Raw genomic sequence first — 19578 nt, 5'->3', positions numbered from 1 at the left:
TGCTGAACAGCCCGCCGACCCGGCCTGGACCGCCATCAAACCATATTTACTTATATCAAACAAATTTTGACGGGCTAATTTCCTCCTGCTATGGTCACGACAATTCAAAAGAACAACCCGGCACTCGAACTTGGGAGCAAGATCCGCGCGCTGCGGCAACGGCTGAAGCGCACGCTGGATGAAACGGCAACAGCGGCGGGCATTTCCAAACCGTTCCTGTCGCAAGTCGAACGCGGTCTGGCTTCGCCGTCCATCACATCGCTGGCCGGCATTGCTCACGCACTCGGGGTGACGGTGCAGTATTTCGTCGACACACCAAGCGAAGAACGCTCGGTGTGCCGCGGCGATCAGTTGAAGTTTTTCGGTTTTGCGGACTCGGCCAATCTGTTTGCACGGCTGACCAATCTGACGGGGGGCCGTCAGCTCGAAGCGATCCTCGTGAGGATGCCGCCCGGGCAGAAACGCTCCGAAGTCACCACGCATGCCGGAGAAGAGTTTGTGTATGTGATCGACGGCGAAGTGTCGTTGACGCTGGAAGGCAAGACGTTCGTGTTGCATGCGGGAGACAGCGCGCATTACGAATCGACGGTGCCGCACAGCTGGGTGAATACCGCACGCAAAGAGTCGGTAGTCGTCTGGGTGGGCACACCAAGACTGTTTTAAGAAGCAGGCACCTTTTCCGGTTGATCCGGCCAGGGTTTGCCTGCATTACTAAATGTAAGGAATCCTGCATGTCGCGCAACCAGCACGGGCAACAAGGGCCGCCCCGGTCCGAGCACCGCAGATAACCCGGCGCCCCGGCGCCAGCGCGTTCTTCTCTCGACCTTTCCTGCGATCTCAACCGATGAAAACCCCGTTCGTCTACGCGACGGCGCTGGCCGCGCTCGTCCTTACGTTTCAGCCCTCCGCCTTCGCCGTCACGGTGCCCGCGGGCGTCACGCTCGCCGCCAGCCAGGAGATGACCCGCCAGGTGCCGGGCGAGACCGAGTCGCTCGATCCCGCGCATATCGAATCCTGGACCGGCAACACAATCGGGCTCGACCTGTTCGAAGGCCTGACGCGCATGGACGCGAGCGGCGCGATCGTGCCGGGCGTCGCCCAGTCGTGGGCACGCACCGGCCCGACGACGTGGGTGTTCAAGCTGCGCCACGACGCGCGCTGGAGCAACGGCCAGCCGGTCACGGCGGCGGACTTCGTCTACTCGTGGCAACGCGTGCTCGATCCGAAGACGGGCTCGAAATACACCGTGCTGGTCGAATTCGTGAAGAACGCGAAGGCGATTCTCGCGGGCAAGGCGCCGTTGACGAGCCTCGGCGCGCGCGCGATCGATCCGTACACGCTCGAAGTCACGACCGAGGTGCCCGCCGCTTTCTTTCCGCAACTGACGGCCATGTCGACCATGGTCCCGGTCAATCGCACAGTCGTGACGAAGTTCGGCGGCGACTGGACCCGTCCTGGCAACTTCGTGGGCAACGGCCCGTATGCGCTGACCGACTGGCAGCCGAGCAACCGCCTGGTGGCGAGCAAGAGCCCCACGTACTGGAACGCCGGCAAGGTCGTGATTACGAAAGTGACCTACCTGCCGATCGAAAACGACGAAACGGCGATGCGCATGTATCAGGCCGGCCAGTTCGACTACACCTATTCGATTCCGTCGGGCATTTATGCGCAGGTGAGCAAACAGTTCGGCCCGGAGCTGAAAACCGGCCTGCAGATCGCCACTTACTACTACAGCCTGAACAACGACGACCCGGCTTTCAAGGACAAACGCGTGCGTCAGGCGCTGGCGATGGTGCTGGACCGCGACCTGCTGACCAAACGTCTGACGGCCGACGGCGAAGTGCCGATGTACGGCCTGATCTCCAAAGGCACCGAAGGCTCGGCCGTATTTACGCCTGACTGGGCGGGCTGGCCGATGGCCAAACGTGTCGACTACGCGCGCAACCTGCTGAAGGACGCAGGCTATTCCGATGCAAAGCCGCTGACCTTCACGCTCACCTACAACACCAACGACCTGCACAAGAAGGTCGCGCTGTTCGCCACCTCGGAATGGCGCACCAAGCTCGGCGTCACCGCGAAGCTCGAAAACGTCGAATACAAGGTGCTGCTCAAGCAACGCCACGACGGCAAGGTGCAAGCCTCGCGCGACGGCTGGTTCGTCGACTACAACGACGCCAATTCGTTCTTCGATCTGATCCGCTGCAACAGCGTGCAGAACGATCAACGCTACTGCAATCCGCAAGTCGACAAACTGATCGATGAAGGCAACCAGCAACTCGACGACGCAAAACGCACCGCGCTGCTCACGCAGGCGCACAATCTGGCGATGAACGACTACCCCGTGGTATCGCTCTTCCAGTATTCGGCGGACCGGCTGGTCAAATCGTATGTGGGCGGCTACACGCCGACCAACTACCTTGACCAGCGCGCCACGCAAGACATGTATCTGATCAAGCACTAAGCGCGGGAGCACCGTCATGCTGGCCTACACGCTGCGCCGCACGCTCTGGGCGATCCCGACGATTCTCGCCGTGATCACCGCGTGCTATCTGCTGCTGCACCTCACCCCCGGCGGGCCGTTCGACACCGAGAAGCACCTGTCGGCGGCCGTGCTCGCGAACCTCAACGCCAAGTATCACCTCGACGAACCGCTGTGGCTGCAGTACCTCCACTACCTCGGCTCGCTGCTGCATGGCGACCTCGGTCCGTCGTTCCGCTACGCTGACTGGTCGGTCAACGATCTGGTGTGGAAGGCCTTGCCAGTGAGTCTCGGCGTAGGTGGCGTCTCGGTGCCGATCGCGGTCGTCATCGGCGTCACGCTCGGCACGCTGGCCGCCGTGCGGCGCGACCGGTTCATCGATCACCTGGTGATGGTGCTCGGCAATATCGGCAACGTGGTGCCGCCGTTCGTGCTGGGTCCGGTGCTGGTGTGGATCTTCGCGATCCTGCTGAAGACCTCCGAAGGCCATGGCTGGTTGCCGGCCGGCGGCTGGGGCGAGGGCGAGTGGCGCTACCGCGTGCTGCCGATCGTACTGCTCACCATCATCAACGTCGCCGCGATCGCTCGCGTGATGCGCGGCAGCATGATCGAAGTGCTGTCGGGCAACTTCATCCGCACCGCGCGCGCCAAGGGCCTGCCGGGACGCACGATCGTGTTGCGTCATGCCCTGAAGCCCGCGCTGATGCCGGTGGTGTCGCTGCTCGGCTCGATCTGCATCTCGTCGATCACCGCGGCGGTCGTCACGGAGTCGGTGTTCGCCCTGCCCGGCCTCGGCCAACTGGTCGTCAACGGTGCGATCAACCGCGACTACACCCTCGTGCTCGGCCTCGTCGTGCTGACCACCGCGGTCGCCGTCCTGTTCAATCTGCTGGTCGATCTGGCGTACGCCTGGCTCGATCCGCGCATCCGGTACTGATCCATGCCCCGCTCAATTCAATCGACTGTAGCGGCGCTCGATCCGCTCGCGGCCATCGCAAGCGCGCCGCGTTCGCGCGGACCGCTCGCCACCGCCGCGCTGCGCTTCATGCGCAATCGCGCGGCGTTTTCCGGCTTCGTCGTCCTGCTGCTGATCGTGATTGTCTGCGTGGCTGGTCCGTGGTTTCTGCCGAACAACCCGATCGACAGTGACTGGAGCGCGATCAGCCTCGCGCCAACGCTGCAAAACATGCACTGGTTCGGCACCGACGAGCTCGGCCGCGACCTGCTCGCACGCACGCTGCAAGGCGGACGCGTGTCACTGGAAGTCGGGCTGCTCGGCACGCTGGTGTCGGGCCTGATCGGCGTGGCGTATGGCGCCACCGCCGGCTATCTGGGCGGGCGTGTCGATGCGGTGATGATGCGCATCGTCGACATGATGTACGCGATCCCCTACATGCTGATCGCGATCCTGATGATGACGATGTTCGGCCGTGCGTTCTATCTCGTTGTGCTGACGATCAGCGCGTTCTCGTGGCTCGACATGGCGCGCGTGGTGCGCGGCCAGACGCTGTCGCTGCGCTCGCGTGAATTCATCGACGCCGCCCGCGCAATCGGCGTGAGTTCGCCTTCGATCATCGCGCGCCACATCGTGCCGAATCTGCTCGGCGTGGTGGTGGTGTACGCGAGCGTGACGGTGCCCAATATCGTGCTGACCGAATCGGTTCTGTCGTTCCTGGGCCTCGGCGTGCAGGAACCCATGACCAGCTGGGGCGTGCTGATTCAGGACGGCGCGCAAAAGCTCGAATCGACGCCGTGGCTGCTGCTGTGCCCCGCGGTGATGCTGTGCGTCACCTTGTATTGCGTGAATTTCGTCGGCGACGGCCTGCGCGACGCATTCGATCCGAAGGACCGCTGACATGCCGCTACTCGAAGTCAAAGACCTGAGCGTGCGCTTTACGCGCCGCGAAGGCACCCCCGTCGACGCGGTGCAGCGCGTGTCGTTTTCGCTCGAAGCGGGCCGCACACTCGGCATCGTCGGCGAATCGGGCTCGGGGAAAAGTCAGACCGTGATGGCGCTACTCGGCCTTCTGGCCGGCAACGGCAAGGTGTCTGGTGAAGCAAAGTATCGCGGCGAAAACCTGCTGACGATGAACGAAGCCGAGCTGAACAGGATTCGCGGCGACCGCATCGGCATGATCTTTCAGGATCCGATGACCTCGCTCAATCCGTTCCTGACGATCGAACGGCAGATGACCGAGACACTGCAACTGCATCGCAAGATGTCGCGCCGCGAAGCGCGCCGCCGCGCCATCGAAACACTGGAAACGGTGCGTATTCCCGACGCCGCACGGCGCATCAACATGTACCCGCACGAGTTCTCAGGCGGCATGCGGCAACGCGTGATGATCGCGATGGCGCTGCTCTCCGAGCCGGAAATCCTGATCGCCGACGAGCCGACCACCGCGCTCGACGTGACCGTGCAGGCGCAGATTATCGAATTGCTGCGCGAACTGAACCACGAACGCGGCACCGCGATCATTCTCATCACGCACGACATGGGCGTCGTAGCCGGTTTGTGCGACGACGTGATGGTGATGTATGCCGGTCAGACCGTCGAACAGGCGAACGCCGCCACGCTGTTCGCCGCGCCTACGCATCCGTACACGATCGGCCTGCTGAATGCGCTGCCGCGCCTGACCGACGACGATGAGCGTCCGCTGCAGACCATTCCGGGCAACCCGCCGTTGCCAGGCGAAGTCGGCGAAGGTTGCGCATTCGCGCCGCGCTGCGCGTATTGCAGCGATCGATGCCGCGACGCGCGGCCCGCGCTTACGGCGTCGCCTGCCGCCGCCGATGCATTGCGTGCATGCCATCGGCCGGTGCGGGAAATCATGGAGGCACAACACGTATGAACGCCACTTCCATTTCAGATCAGAGTCACGGCCAAAGCCAGGGTCAGGCAACCCTGTTGTCGGTCGAGAATCTCAAGGTGCAATTCGGCGTGCCGCGCGGCGGCTTTCCGTGGTCCGGCAAGGCAACGTTGCGTGCGGTCGACGGCGTCTCGTTCAGCGTGCGGCGCGGCGAAACCGTGGGCCTCGTCGGCGAATCGGGTTGTGGCAAGTCCACGCTCGCGCGCGCGATCATCGGCCTCGCGCCGGTGGCGAGCGGCAGCGTGCGCTGGCTCGACAAGGAAACCGTGCTGCCGGACACACGCCGCGATACCTCGCGCTTGCGCCGCGACGTGCAGATGATTTTCCAGGACCCGCTTGCCTCGCTCGATCCGCGCATGACGATCGAACAGATCGTCGCCGAACCCTTGCTTACGCATGGCCAGGACATCGCCCGCGCCGACGTGCAACGGCGCGTTCTGACCATGCTCGAACGCGTCGGCCTCAATGCGCAGCATCTGCGCCGCTATCCGCACGAGTTCTCCGGCGGCCAGTGTCAGCGCGTGGGCATTGCACGCGCGTTGATCGGCGAGCCGCAACTGGTGATCTGCGATGAGCCGGTGTCGGCGCTCGACGTCTCGATCCAGGCGCAAATCGTCAACCTGTTGCGCGATCTGCAGCGCGAGTTATCGCTGTCGCTGCTGTTCGTCGCGCACGATCTCGCGGTCGTCAAGGCGATCAGCCATCGCGTGCTGGTGATGTATCTGGGACGTGTGATGGAATTCGGCGACAAGCGCGACGTGTACGCCACGCCGCGTCATCCGTACACGCGTGCGTTGCTGTCGGCGGTGCCGGTGCCCGATCCGGTGGTTGAACGCGCACGCCGCCATCTGCTGTTACGCGGCGAGATTGCGTCGCCGCTCACCCCACCTTCCGGCTGCGCGTTTCGCACGCGTTGCCCGGATGCGATCGAGGCCTGCGCGAGCGAGATTCCGCAACCTGTCACCCACGGTGCGAGCGCGACACGTGTCGCGTGCATTCGCGTCGCCGATGTCGCGAGGCAAGTCCCCGTGGGGCATTAGCAAACCGCTAAAGACATCCCCCTGGCAGTTTAAAACCGTATTCCCCGGCGCGACGGGCCGTCGCGCCGCTGGATTCGTTCGTCCTGCCATCAGCGGGGCGAACGATAAGCGTGGACTGGCTAACCGCCAGCCAAAGACTCACCAAAATAACAGAGACGTACTCAATGAAAGATAGCCGAACAAAAAAGCGGTCAAAAAAAACCAGTGCAGCCACCTTCTTTTACTGCGCGTTCACGCTGCCCGCGCTGACCCTGGGCGCGAGTGCCTACGCCGATGACGCCGTACTGGAGCCCACCTCCGATACGACCAAAACGCAAACACTCGCGCAAACATTGCCGTCGCCGACTCAACGCTCGGAAGCTTCGCCAGCGTCGTCAATTTCCCAAGCCACCTCATCCGGCAAGCGCCGCGCGGACCAGGGTGGCCAGGTGCGCAACGATCAACCCGACACCACCAATGCCGTCGTCAACGCGGAAGCGAATCAGACAATCACGCCGCCCACCCCACCGTCGAGCCAGGCGGCAAGCAAGGGCTTTATCGCCGATAGCCATCTGAACCTGCAGTTCCGCAACTACTCGGACTACTTCCAGGCACCCACCGCCATCTATCGTCACGCGTGGATTCAGGGCGCGCAGGCCAACTATGAATCGGGCTTCACCCAAGGCCTGGTTGGCTTCGGTGTCGACGCGTCGCTGTTCGCCGCGCTCAAGCTCGACGGCGGCAACGGCGCCGGCAACATGGTGCATGTGGGCAAAGACGGCGGCGGCTCGCAACAGCTCGCCTGGGCTTACCCCGGCATGTACGACATCAAGGGACGTATTTCGGAAACGGTCGTGAAGTACGGTCTGCAAACCGTTACCAATCCGTTCCTCGAGCCGCACGACAATCGTGCGTTGCCGCCGACCTTTCTCGGTGTCTCGATGGTCAGCAACGATCTGGTTCATACGACGCTGGAGGCCGGCAGTTTCACCAAAGTCGACGCACGCGGCCACACCAACCTGACTAACCTGACCACCTCGTACGGCGGCACGCGTATCGATCGCCTGACCTACGTGGGCGGCACCTGGCACTACGCGAAGAACGGCGAAATGGCGCTGTACGTCGATCAGGCGGACGACGTCTGGCGTCAGTACTACGGCTCGGTGGCGCAGTCGTTCGGCGACCCCACCACCATCAAGTGGAGCGGCCTCGCGAATATCTATTCGACGCACGACACCGGCGCGTCCCGCCAGGGGCATATCAACAGCAACGCGTACAGCCTGTCGGTCTCCGCGCAGCACGGCCCGCACGCGCTGCTGCTCGGTTACCAGCAGGTGCTCGGCGACCAGTTCTTCGACTACGTCAACGAGACCAACGGTATTTACCTGACCAACTCGATGGACGTCGACTACAACGCGCCGCACGAACAGTCGCTGCAATTGCGCTATACGTTCGACGGCAAATATGCCGGCGTGCCGGGCCTCAAGGCAATGTTCTGGGGCGAGTACGGCTGGGGCGCCGACGCCTCCGCCGGCGCCGCGGACAATGCGTCGGCGTCGGCGCCGCTGCACGGCCTGTACTGGAAGAACGGCGAACCCGTGCATGGCCACCATCACGAGTTCGGTTTCATTCCGAGCTATACGCTGCAAAGCGGCCGCTTCAAGGACACCAAAGTCACGTTCATCGCGATGTGGCACAACGCGTCGCGCTACTACTCCGACGGTAACAACATGGAGTACCGGCTGGTCGTGAACGTGCCGGTGAAGGTGTTCTAAAAGCGGGGCTTTTAAAGCGGGTGTTCTGAAGCGGGCGCGTTTGCCTATGCGGGGAGTTCACGCGTCGCGCAATGCACACCGCCGCCGCCCGACGCAATGCCCAGGATATCCACCTGGACAATCGCTCGACTACCGGCATACGGCCGGATAGTTGCCACGGCGGCGGCATCGGCTGCAAGGTCGTTGAATTTCGGCACGATGATCGCCCCGTTGCATTTGTAGAAGTTGATATAGCCCGCGGCAAAGTTCGTCATCTGCTTGTCGCTCAGCGTCACGCCGTTGGATGTGCCGTAGTTACCCGGCGCATTCAACGCAATCAACGTGAGCGAGCGCCCTTTTGCATCCGTTTGACCCACCAGGTTCCTGTAGTTGGCGGCCATCAGCGCCTGCTCATAGGTCGCGTTGGTTGGATCCGCTGCGTAGGCGACGACACCCGGCGCAAGGAACTTCGCGTAGAAGTCGACGTGCCCGTTCGTGATGTCCGTCTCATTGGCCGGTGTGGCCGCGCCGCCCTGCCCACCGGCTCCGCAGCCTCGCGGATAGATCGCCGTGCCCGGAATCCAGATGATCTTCTGCACGCCGAGCGTTCGTTGCAACTCAGCCAGCACCGTGTCTTTGGCGGTCGGCAAAAGCGTCGCGTTGGCGATCACGCCATTTGGAATGTTGAACAGTTGCGGATTGCGATTCACGTGCAGCACGGCGGATTCCGTCAGAATCGCCGTCGCCTCGCCGTCGAATTCGATCGCCCCGCCCTCCAGCGTCAACGTGCTCTGAATCAGCTTCGCGTTGTTCGCCTGCGCCATCCACCCCGCCAGCGTGTGATCGTTGGCAAACGGCTGGAAGAATTTGCCCGCCTTCGATTTGTTGCTGCTCGCGGCAACTGGGGACGGCACCGTCATCCCCGCGTTCAGATTCACGCCATCCGTATTCGCGTTGCCCCAGCCGTTGAAGTTGAAGCTCACGGCGCACAAAGCGTTGTCGTTAGTCGTGTCCTTGACGAACAGACAACCCGTGTCGCGCGTCCAGAGATCGTCGAACCCATTGGCGAGGGGGATCAGATTGACGCCGCCCACGCCTGTGCCACGGGCCAGATAGTTCGCGTGAATCGCGGGATTCGCGCCGCTTGGCGTCGCCAGCACGGTCTGTGCCGCGCTCAGGTCGACCGGCAGCACCAGCATGTTCACCGGTTCATACGTGCCGATCGCCTTGGCCACGTCCATCAGGTCGGCACGGACCCGGTCGATGCCCGCATCCGTGCTCTGCGGCGTGACCGGTGTCCAGATCCCTTCCGACCCGGAGGCGAACGCCATGTACGTCGCCGTATGCGGCAAATCTTCGGCCGCCAACAGGTACGACATGCGATTGGCGGGTAACGGATTGCGTGAAGACGATGGCGGCGAAGATGACGGCGGCGCAGACGGACTCGATGATTCACCGCCGCCGCATGCGGCCAGGGTTCCCATCAAGGAGATTCCCAGCAAGGCCGTAGAATTTTTGATAAAGCCGCGACGCGTCACTAACGCGCGATCAGCCAGTGATTGCAATGCCTTGCTGCATTTGCCATGTTTGCTGTGTTTGCTATGCGTCATATCCATTTACCTGTCACTGCATCTGTTTTCCGGCCCGGGTTTGCGACCCGGAATCCGGCGGTATTCTTGTGAGCGCACAAAACGCCGGCCGACGACGTCCCACGCCGCGGCGTTACTCCGCAGTCGATTCAACGCGCCGGACAACCGAATTACGCCAAGATCAGAAATCTCGACCGTGAGGGAAATCGCGAGCCCGCATCATGGATACGGCTCGCGATTGGGGAATTAGCCGGGTTGCTGTTGTGTCGTGCAGTGAATGCCACCGCCGCCCGCGGCGATGCCGTCGATATTCAGTTGAATCACGTCCCGGCCAGGAAATAGATCCACGAGAACATCGTGCGTATTGCGATCTGCTTTGCTGTCGCCGAACTCCGGGGCAATCACCGCGTGGTTGCACACATAGAAGTTGATATAGCCGGCCGCGAACTGGTCGTTCTCATACTTCCGGCGCACGGTCGTCGGGCCTTGCAGCACCACCACCTTCAATGGGCGGCCTTTCGCGTCGGTGGATTTGCGCAAGATCTCCAGGTGGCGCCTGGTCACCGCGTGATCGTAGGAAGACGGATCCGCATCGAGTCCGGCAACCACGACGCCCGGGCTCGTAAAACGCGCGTAGAAGTCGGTATGGCCGTCGGTAATGTCCTTGCCTGCAATGCCTGGCAACCAGATGATTTTCCGCACCCCGAGTAGGCGGGACAGTTCCGCTTCGCACTGTGCCTTGCTGACACCCGGATTGCGATTGGCGTTCAGCACGCAGCTCTGCGTAATAATGGCCGTGCCTTCGCCGTCCACTTCAATGCCGCCGCCTTCCAGCACCAGACGCGTTTCGAGCAGGCTCGCCCCGGCTCGACCCGCGACGAAGGCCGCGACTTCCGCGTCCTGTTCGTGCTCCTGCTTGTTACCCCAACCGTTGAAGTTAAAGCCGACGGCGCCGAGCTGGCCCGCATTTCCTTTGACGAACACAGGGCCGGTATCGCGCATCCACAGGTCGTCGATGGGCTGGGTCACGAGTTCGACAGCCGCGCCGCACAGGCGGGCGGCGATGTCGTGGTCCTCTTCCCGCACCAGCATTTTCACCGGCTCGTGCGCCGCAATGGCCTTCGCAATGCCGGCCAGATTCTCTCTGGCAACGGGCAGCAGTTTGCCGCCCCAGATGTCCTCGCTGGGGCCGAATGCCATCCAGGTTGCGGCGTGAGCGCCGCCTTCGTCCGGCATCCGCCAGTCGGCGCTCTGCGCGAGCGCCATCGTGCTGAAGCCGCTGCCCAGCGCGCCTGATAACAGCGCGCCGCTGGAGGCCAGAAGTCCCCGTTTCAGGAAATGACGTCTTGTCGTCATGAAAAACACCTCATGGTTATCGGTAAGGCCGGCTGCAGAGCCCGCGATTCAGGGCTTGCTCGCCTTGAGGCCAAGCCAGATCCGGCCCTCCAGGCGAGCCGTGGCGGGTGCCTCGACCACCGGCGTAAACAGCGTCCGCTTCTTTTGCTCATCCGGATAGATGTTCGGGTTATTGACCAGCGCGGGGTCCATCAGCTTCAGTGCGCCCAGATTGGCATTCGCGTAGCGCGTGGCATTCGAGATCTTCGCCACGACGTCCGGCCTCAGGATGTAGTTGATGAACGCATGCGCATTGTCCGGATGCTTGGCGGTCTTGGGAATGACCATGCCGTCGAACCACATCAGACTGCCTATGCTCGGGATGTCATAGACAATGTCACGCTTGCGGTCCAGTTCCCTCGCCTTCTGCGCGGCCAGGTTGATCGCCCCGGAGTAGCCGATCATCACGCACAGTTCGCCGTCGATCAACTCGTTGGCGTTAGCCGAATTGACGAACAGACGGATGTAGGGCCGCGCTTTCAACAGCATGGTCTGCGCGGCGGCATAGTCTTGCGCGCTCGGGTTTACCGGATCGCGGCCGACGTAGCGCAACGCCAACGGCAGCACCGTACTGGCGGAGTCCTGCAACCCCAGTCCGCAGTGCGCGGCAATACGCGAGGCAATCGCCGGGTTGAATAGCAGATCCATGCTGTTGGTGGGCATATCGTTGCCGAGGATGGCACTGACCTTGGCGCGATCGTATCCCACGCCCACCGTCCCCCACATGTAGGGAACGCCGTACTGGTTGCCGGGATCGGACTGCGCCATCAGTTTCAGCAGCATGGGGTCCAGATACTTGAGATTCGGCAGCTTGCTCTTGTCGAGCTTGCGAAACGCCCCTGCCTGAATCTGCTTCGCCATGAAATCATTGGTCGGCCACACCAGGTCGTATCCGCTGTCGCCTGTCATCAGCTTGGACTGTAGAGTCTCGTCGCTATCGTACGCGTCGTAACGGACCTTGATACCGGTTTCCTTCTGGAACTCGGACAACGTGTCAGGCGCGAAATAATCGCTCCAGTTGTACAGGTTCAGTATCTTCTCTTCCTCGGCGTGGGATTGTCCGGCCAGCATGCACAGACAAAGTCCGAGACCGGCGAGTGACGGGAGCCAGTGCTTTTTCATCACGTATTCCTTAGCGATAGCATGACGAGGCGCCGTCGCTGGTCAGCAACGTACGATACATTTCCGGACGGCGATCGCGGAAAAAGCCCCAGGACTGCCGGTCTTGCCGAATCGCGTTCAGGTCGAACGTGTGCAGAAGAACGGCTTCGTCCGTGCGATTGGCCTCGGCCAATTTTTCGCCCGTGTGATCCGCAATGAAACTGGACCCGTAGAACACGCCGGCCAGTCCCTGCTGTTGCGGATTGCCGTTGCCGAAGCCGACCTCACGGCCAATCCGGTTGGCCGCCACCACAGGCACCATATTGGCCGCCGCATGGCCTTGCATCGTGCGTTGCCAGTGACCCGCCGAATCGAAATCGCTGCTGAACGGCTCGGACCCGATGATGGTCGGAAAGCACAGGATTTCCGCGCCCATCAACGCAAGGCTGCGGGCTGTCTCCGGATACCATTGATCCCAGCAGATGCCGATGCCGATCTTGCCGAAGCGCGTGTCCCACACCTTGAAGCCGGTGTCGCCCGGCGTGAAATAGAATTTCTCCGTATAACCCGGACCGTCCGGAATGTGAGTCTTGCGATACACGCCGAGTACTTTGCCGTCGGCATCGGCTACGGCAACCGAGTTGTAGGCGGCATTGCCGGCCCGCTCGAAAAAACCGATGGGCAACACGATGCCCAGTTCGCCGGCGAGTCTCGCGAAGCGGGCAATCCGCGGATTGTCCGCGAACGGTTCGGCCAGCTCCAGATGCCGCACGTTCTGATCCAGACAGAAATACGGCATCATGAAAAGCTCGGGGCACAACACGAGGTTGGCGCCCTTCGCCGCGGCTTCACGGATCAATCGTTCCGCGGTAGCCATATTGTCTTCAAAGGTCCAGCTGCCGGATGCCATTTGCACCGACGCTACGGTGATGTTTCGCGACGACATGTGAAGTTTCCCTTCGATCTGATTCGGTCAGGCTCAGTGAACTCAGAAGTGAGCTCAGGCGTGAGCGGTGGCGTTAGCGGTAATAGCCGGCTGCTGCTGCGTCGAACAATGAATGCTGCCGCCGCCAATCGACAACGTGGGAATCGGCAGCAATTCCACGCGCCGTTCCGGGAACGCCCGGGCGAAAACCTCACGTGCGGCCTGATCCTGTTCCACACCGAACGCGGTCGAGATCACCGCGCCATTGACCAGAATGTAGTTCGCGTAACAATCGCAGTAGCGCTCGGAGCCAAAGCGTTCGCTGACAATCGGCGAGGGCAGATCGATCAGTTCGAAACGGCGCCCGGCAGCGTCGGTGGCCAACTCCAGCGCGCGGCGATTCTCACGCATTACATGGAAGTAGTCGCCCTGCACCGGACTCGCGCTCTGAAACAGCATCTTGCCCGGCGCGATGAACGATGCAATGCCGTCCACATGTCCATTGGTTTCCACTTCGTCCGGATTGCCAGGCAACCAGATAATCTTCTCCACCCCCAGCATGCGCCTGAGTTCGGCCTCGATTTCAGCGCGGTTCATGTGCGGATTGCGATTCGGATGCAGCAGACAGCTTTCCGTGGTGATCAGCGTGCCTTGCCCATCCACGTAAAAGGCACCGCCCTCCAGCACCATGTGCGAGTTGAAAATCTGCGCGCCGGCCGCGCGGGCGATGTCCTGCCCCACTTGCTGGCAGCCGTCGTAAGGCTGGTATTTCTCACCCCAGCAATTGAAGCGAAACGCGGCGGCGCCCAGGCGGCCCTGTTCGCCCGCGAGGAAAATCGGCCCGCAGTCGCGCAGCCAGTTGTCTTCCGCCGCGACCGCGAGCACCTCGACGCTGTTGCCGACCAGTTCGCGCGCCGCCTCGGCCTGGCTATGGTGAGCGGTCACCACACAACGCTGGTAGCGGGCAACCGTCTGCGCGACCAGCGCGAACTCCCGGCAGACTCGCAGATAGTGGTCTCCCCACAGGTCTTCGCGGCCTTCCAGAATCGGCCATCCCAGCCAGGTGGTGTGCATCGTTTCCCATTCCGCGGGCATCCGGTAGCCATCTTGGCGAGCGTCAAAGCGACTCATTCCTCTGTCTCCATCGTTAGGTGGTGAGCCATTGTGATACGGGTTACACTTGATGAAAAATGATGTTTATTGGCTAAATCAATCAACTTTTCTCATACCTCAATGCAACGTGTCCCCTCCCTGAAGCTGCTGATGGGCTTCGAAGCCGCCGCCAGACTGGGTAACTTCTCCCGCGCGGCCGACGAACTGCACCTGTCGCAATCCGCGATCAGCCACCAGATCCAGCAACTCGAGGAGCAACTGGGGCAACCGCTGTTTCGCAGAATCGGGCGTGGCGTGGAATTGACGGTCGCCGGCGAGGTGTTGCAGCGTAGCGTGCAGCGCTCGATGGAAACGCTGCGCAGCGGGCTTGGACGGATTGCCACCTATCTCGACCCCGGGCTGGTCGTGCTGGTGTGTCCCGCGCCCTTGCTGCACGGCTGGTTGCAGCCGCGTCTCGATCAATTGCAACAGGTTCTTCCCGATCTATGCCCCCTGCTCTCCACCGACGAGAGCGCACGTTATGTCGATGAGATCGACGTCGATATGACGATCGGCGCGCGGCCGATGCAACAGGCCGGTCTATCGGAAATACCGTTTCTGCAGGACGAGTGGGTGACCGTGTGCGCGACGGAACTCGCGTCGAAACTGGCCCGCGTGCCGCGCGCCAAACATCATTTGCACACGGGCCTCATCTGCCTGGAGGAGAACCTGACGAGCGAGAGCACCGGGCCGATTTTCCGCGATCAGTTGTCGGCCTATCGCATGAACGCGATCTACGACGATCAGCGTCTGGTGCTGGATGCGGTGTTGCGTGGGCGGGGCATTGCCTGCCTGTCCCGGCTGGTGGCGCAAGGCAGTATCGATCAGGGCGCGTTGACCATCCTGGCGGATTACCCGCGTTTGCCGGGCTTGACGTGGTGGCTGTCGCGTGTGGCCGGACCGTCGCGTTCACCCGTCGTCGAGCAGATGTTCGAATGGCTGCTGGCTCAGGGCAAAGAAGCTGATGCCGGCCGTGGTCCCGCTGCCTAGTCTGTAGCAGCAGAAACACGGCAGGCCCATCCACGCGAGAGCATGGATGGCGTGGCGGTATGGCTGGTTAGAACGAATAGATAAACTGCGTGGCGAGCAGGTCGTTAGAACTGCTATAAGAGCCGTCGTTACGCAGGAACACCTTGTTGTTGGCCCAGTCGTGCCGGTATTCGAGCTTCACCGTAATCTGCGCGGTCGGGAAAAACAGCAGGTCGAGCGCAACGTCCTGACGATTCGAACCCTTGCATTGCAGGCCCAAACCACCGCTTGCCTGCGCATTGGCGACGCAGTCCGCGCTGATGCCGAACCCGTTGTATGGGTCGCGGCCCTGGCCGTTCAACGCAACACCACCGCCACCGCCGCCGTTCTTGCTGTCAGCGAGGAAGTCATAGCGCAACGTCGCGCCCATCCGGCCAATGCCCGGCAAGCTGAACTTGCGGTGCGCGAGCAGCGAGACGCCATACCATTGCGCCTGGCCGCCGTTGAATGCGGCGTTCTGCTGCTGGCCATAATCGATCTCGACGTTGTACTGCACGTCGGCGAGCAGATACGTCAGGTCGGCTTCCGAGAAAAAGAACGTGCCGAAACCGCTGGGCGCCTGACCGCTCACGCCGTAGCTCACCGCGCCCGTAGTCGGATTGATGGCGCTCGGCAAAGTCTGCCGGCCGATGTTGAACGACGCACCGATATCGAGCGCGCTTGACCACGTGTAGTCCGCACGCGCCGTGAAGGTCGGCACCTTGTTGCTGGTCGTGACCGGATCGCCCAGCGCATTCGTGCCTGTCTGCGTGATGGCGCCATTGGTCCGGTACTGTTCATTGCCCAGCAGGAATTTCCACGCCCAATCTCCCTTCGTGTAGTTCGCCCCGAGGCCGATATAACTACCCGGATCGGAGAAGTCATACAGCAGGTTGTGAGTCAGCGTGAGCATCTGGTTCGACTGCTGCACTTCATAGCCACCGAAACTCGACATCAGCCCCGCGACGAAAGTCGTCGTGCCCGACAGCGGCACACTGACGACCGCCGTGTTCAGAATGTTGTTGCCGATCTGGCCATGCTCGTTCTGCAACAGTGTGATGCCGTTGCCACGATTGGGCATCAATGTGATTTCGGCCGACGGCGCCATCGGCCCGACGCCGAAGGTCTTCTTGATGTCGAGGTAGAGGTCGCCGAACGTGCTGTTGAAGTAGCCACCGGTGCTTTCGTGGTTCGCGAACAGGAACGAAGAACTGCCTTGCGCGCGGTTATACACGTAGGTCGGATCGAGATAACCCGTCACCGAGAGACCGGCCATCGGCCCGGTATTCGCGGCGTCTTCGAGCGAGTTCACTTTCAACTGCTGAATGGCAAGCTGCTGCTTCATGGCCGTGACGTCGTCGTTGGTCAGCGTCGCCTGTGCTTTGCCGTATGCGGATGACGAAACATCGACAGGTGCGGCCGCGGGCCCGGCGGCTGCCGGCCTGATTGCCGGCTCAGCAGCCGTTTTAGCCGGCGGCTGCGTCTGCAATCGCTTTACCTCTTTTTGCAGCGCGTCGAGCCGTGCCTGCAGCGCCCGGATTTGCTCGGTGGTGGTGTCCGCCAGCGCGATGCCGGGCAGACAGCCCGCCACCAGCAGACCAATCAGTTTCTTTCTCACACGAAGTCTCCTCGTTTGTTGTATTGCGATCAATGTGTCTATGCCTGGCGGTCGCGAACCCACCGCTCACGGGATGCACGCACGAGCGTTCCCATGCGAGGCTCGCAAGGGGCCTCACAAGACATGCAGCGCTCAGGGAAAGCCTGGCCGCGCGTTAGCGGCGTTAGCGCCGCAAGCGGGCTAGCGTCGCGGCGGCTTCAGGCAGCGCGGCAATCGGCGACCGGCGAACGTTGGTCGCGCGAACCGCGCTATTCGACGCTATCAGCGCCCCGCCTTGAGTTGCGCCCAAAGGCGGTTTTCCAGCCGGACAATGTCGATGGGCAACGGCCTCATCAAGGTCATTTTGCCGAGCACGTCATCGGCCGGATAAACGCTCGGGTCCTGCGACACGACCGGGCTGACGAACGGTCGCGCGGCGCGGTTCGCGGTCGGATAGAACACCTCGTTGGTGATCGCCGCATTGACCTTCGGGTCCTCGATATAGTTGATCCACTTCATGGCCGCTTCGGGATGCGGCGCGTCCTTCGGGATCACCATCATGTCGAACCAGAGCAAGCCACCTTCCTTGACGTTCGAGAAGCGGATCTCGTAGGAGCGTTTCGCATCTGCCGCACGCCGCCGCGCAATGCCCACGTCGCCGGACCAGCCGATCGCCACGCAAACGTCGTTGTTGGCGAGATCGTTGATATAGCCCGACGAGTTGAACTGGGTGATGTAAGGGCGCACCTTCTTCAGCAGATCGAAGGCGGCCTGATAATCGGCGGGGTTCGAGCTGTTCGGGTCCTTGTGCAGGTACTGCAGCGCCGTAGCGAATCCGTCAGCGGCCTGGTCGAGAAACGAGACGCCGCAACTCTTCAGCTTCGACACGTTGGCCGGATCGAACACCAGCGCCCAACTGTCGACGGGCGCGTTGTCGCCCAACGCCTTCTTCACTTCCCGCACGTTGTAGCCGATCCCATCGGTGCCGTACGCCCAGGGCACGCCGTACTGCGCCCCTGGATCGACATCCGCGACCATTTTCATGAGTCCCGGATCGAGGTTCTTCAGATTCGGGATTTGCGACTTGTCGAGCTTCAGAAGCATGCCCGCCTGAATTTGCCGCGCCATGTAGAGCGATGACGGCACGACGACGTCGAAACCCGAACTCCCCGCCAGAAGCTTGGCCTGCAGCGTGTCGTCGCTATCGTAGTTGTCGTACCTGACGTGAATGCCTGACTCCTTCTCGAAGTTCGGGATCGTGTCCTTGGCGATGTAGTCCGACCAGTTATAGACGTTGAGTTCGCTATCGGCCGCCATCACCGGTGACGAGCAGGACAGAACAAGTCCGGTGATCGCAACACAAGCCGCACCCGCGGCCCTATGATGAAGATGACAAAAGCGCATGGTTGTTTCCCTTGAAGATAAGAGATTGGTGTGAAAGCAGGCAGGAATGTGGAAGAGGTTTTTTATTTAATTTCCATTCCTAACTATTCTTACGATCTGGATAGCAGCAGGAATGAATGGGGGACCGTTTATTGAACGTTTCTTGACCGCTCCTCATCCAGCATCGCGTCTCTCGCGTTGCAGATGGGTGACGCATTCTCAGTCGAACAATATCTGATGGGAATTGATGTTTTTTGCTTGGTTTGATCAATTTCCCTCATGTCTTCTGCCGCGAGCAGTAGGCGACACGAAATCCGGCAGGGAGAAGCATTACAAGGATTACAACCTCGGTGTCATCTCGCTTCCGAATCAGCGACGCTTGGTCGATACCGTCGACGCCTGGCATGGGCGTATCCGCCTGCCCCGTTGGCGCGCAGGGGAACGCTTCGGAAACGTTCGCCGTTTAGCGTGCCGGATAGCCCGGCGAGTAGGGAGAGCAGGCCAGCACGCCACGCGGGCGCGACGGTCTGAACTCACGAACGGGCAGCAGAGGTTCCCTATCACACGACGAGAAAGGCCAACCCGTTATGGACGCGAAAGATTTCCGGATTGATCCGCATGGATTCATGCAGCAGAACGTTGTGATCGTCAACCTCAACTCAGGCGACGTGAAAAACTTCAGTTACGAGCCTTCCACCAAGTCGGTTGTACGCCCAGGGAGCGACTTTCTCATTGAGGCAACGGTTCGGCCATTACCCAACGCAACGGTGACCGGTTGCACAGGCGAGGCCTTCTCACTCCGGAAAGCCGATGCTTCAGTCCCGGATGACGAAAAGCGCAAAATCTATTTCGTCCCTTACGCTCAGAACTCGCTATGCGGCACGATCCTGAGCAGGAAGGCGCAATGGGTGTTCACCGCAACCATGGATGGCTGCTCGTTCGGCGTCGGGTCGCAACCTGGCGATGGAACGGCCATGGTCGTTCACGCCAATGCCGGGACCTCAGGAGGTTCAGGCGGAGGGCGGGAGCAACAGGTCAAGATGCAGGCGCGCTTGCTGGAATCGACCTTCGGCACGCAAGGGCACGCCCTGGATAGCGTGGTCGATCCCTCCTCGTACATGGTCGATGCTGGAGGAACACCGACAACCGGCGCTGACCGGATACGCTCGACGACGTTCGGCCACAGAGTTCACGGAATATGGGTCTTCTACACCTTGCGCTATCGCGTGAGCGGCAGCGGGTTGGCGCCACAGTATGTTCATGAGGGTGTCCACGCTCAGTAGTACAGGCGCGATTGGAATGTGTC

At 61.6% G+C, this 19578-nt stretch carries 16 protein-coding genes; 9 read left to right on the top strand and 7 right to left on the bottom strand.

The window, feature by feature from the left end; translation table 11 throughout:
- Positions 1–90: 90 nt before the first annotated feature.
- From PQR67_RS12465 to PQR67_RS12435, 7 genes are all read left to right on the top strand, one after another.
- Positions 91–663 (top strand): cupin domain-containing protein, encoded by a 573-nt coding sequence (locus PQR67_RS12465; RefSeq protein WP_408458972.1) that lies wholly within the window; start codon positions 91–93, stop codon positions 661–663.
- A 181-nt stretch (positions 664–844) separates the two neighbouring features.
- Positions 845–2461, top strand: a complete 1617-nt coding sequence (locus PQR67_RS12460) for a peptide ABC transporter substrate-binding protein (protein WP_408458969.1) — start codon at positions 845–847, stop codon at positions 2459–2461.
- 16 nt (positions 2462–2477) lie between these two features.
- Complete coding sequence (locus tag PQR67_RS12455; RefSeq protein WP_063499935.1) at positions 2478–3416, top strand: ABC transporter permease subunit; 939 nt, start codon at positions 2478–2480, stop codon at positions 3414–3416.
- Between the two features lie 3 nt (positions 3417–3419).
- Positions 3420–4334: an ABC transporter permease gene (locus tag PQR67_RS12450; protein ID WP_408458966.1), complete on the top strand. Its 915-nt coding sequence runs from the start codon at positions 3420–3422 to the stop codon at positions 4332–4334.
- 1 nt (position 4335) lies between these two features.
- A complete protein-coding gene (locus PQR67_RS12445) occupies positions 4336–5331 on the top strand; it encodes an ABC transporter ATP-binding protein (RefSeq protein ID WP_408458963.1) in 996 nt (331 codons plus the stop codon).
- Positions 5328–6389: an ABC transporter ATP-binding protein gene (locus tag PQR67_RS12440; protein WP_408458960.1), complete on the top strand. Its 1062-nt coding sequence runs from the start codon at positions 5328–5330 to the stop codon at positions 6387–6389. Before PQR67_RS12445 ends, PQR67_RS12440 begins: the two co-directional genes overlap by 4 nt.
- 164 nt (positions 6390–6553) lie before the next feature.
- A complete protein-coding gene (locus PQR67_RS12435) occupies positions 6554–8143 on the top strand; it encodes an OprD family outer membrane porin (protein WP_408458957.1) in 1590 nt (529 codons plus the stop codon).
- 44 nt (positions 8144–8187) lie between these two features.
- Here PQR67_RS12435 and PQR67_RS12430 read toward each other — a convergent pair whose 3' ends face one another.
- The 5 genes from PQR67_RS12430 to PQR67_RS12410 form a co-directional block, all read right to left on the bottom strand.
- The gene (locus PQR67_RS12430) at positions 8188–9501 is read right to left on the bottom strand and encodes an agmatine deiminase family protein (protein ID WP_408458954.1); all 1314 of its coding nucleotides are present in this window, start codon (positions 9499–9501) and stop codon (positions 8188–8190) included.
- Positions 9502–9957: 456 nt separating this feature from the next.
- The gene (locus PQR67_RS12425; RefSeq protein WP_408458952.1) at positions 9958–11067 is read right to left on the bottom strand and encodes an agmatine deiminase family protein; all 1110 of its coding nucleotides are present in this window, start codon (positions 11065–11067) and stop codon (positions 9958–9960) included.
- 48 nt (positions 11068–11115) lie between these two features.
- Entirely contained in the window at positions 11116–12228 is a 1113-nt protein-coding gene (locus PQR67_RS12420; protein WP_408458949.1) for a polyamine ABC transporter substrate-binding protein, read from the bottom strand.
- A gap of 10 nt (positions 12229–12238) precedes the next feature.
- Positions 12239–13153, bottom strand: coding sequence for an N-carbamoylputrescine amidase (gene aguB, locus PQR67_RS12415; protein ID WP_408458946.1), 915 nt, complete (start codon positions 13151–13153; stop codon positions 12239–12241).
- A 54-nt stretch (positions 13154–13207) separates the two neighbouring features.
- Positions 13208–14263: an agmatine deiminase family protein gene (locus PQR67_RS12410; protein WP_408458944.1), complete on the bottom strand. Its 1056-nt coding sequence runs from the start codon at positions 14261–14263 to the stop codon at positions 13208–13210.
- 102 nt (positions 14264–14365) lie between these two features.
- On the opposite strand from PQR67_RS12410, the gene PQR67_RS12405 reads away from it, so the two are divergent.
- Complete coding sequence (locus tag PQR67_RS12405; protein ID WP_408458941.1) at positions 14366–15274, top strand: LysR family transcriptional regulator; 909 nt, start codon at positions 14366–14368, stop codon at positions 15272–15274.
- A 67-nt stretch (positions 15275–15341) separates the two neighbouring features.
- Here the strand turns inward: PQR67_RS12405 and PQR67_RS12400 are convergent, their stop codons facing one another.
- Positions 15342–16910, bottom strand: coding sequence for a DUF3138 family protein (locus PQR67_RS12400; protein ID WP_408458939.1), 1569 nt, complete (start codon positions 16908–16910; stop codon positions 15342–15344).
- A 261-nt stretch (positions 16911–17171) separates the two neighbouring features.
- The gene (locus PQR67_RS12395) at positions 17172–18293 is read right to left on the bottom strand and encodes a polyamine ABC transporter substrate-binding protein (RefSeq protein ID WP_408458936.1); all 1122 of its coding nucleotides are present in this window, start codon (positions 18291–18293) and stop codon (positions 17172–17174) included.
- Positions 18294–18859: 566 nt separating this feature from the next.
- Here PQR67_RS12395 and PQR67_RS12390 point away from each other — a divergent pair.
- Entirely contained in the window at positions 18860–19555 is a 696-nt protein-coding gene (locus tag PQR67_RS12390) for a hypothetical protein (RefSeq protein ID WP_408458933.1), read from the top strand.
- The last annotated feature ends 23 nt before the right edge of the window (positions 19556–19578 follow it).

This window comes from Paraburkholderia fungorum (assembly GCF_046026025.1).
Taxonomy (GTDB): Bacteria; Pseudomonadota; Gammaproteobacteria; order Burkholderiales; family Burkholderiaceae; genus Paraburkholderia; species Paraburkholderia fungorum_E.
The sequence above is the reverse complement of the archived record's forward strand: the minus strand, read 5'-3'. Positions and strand labels throughout refer to the sequence as shown.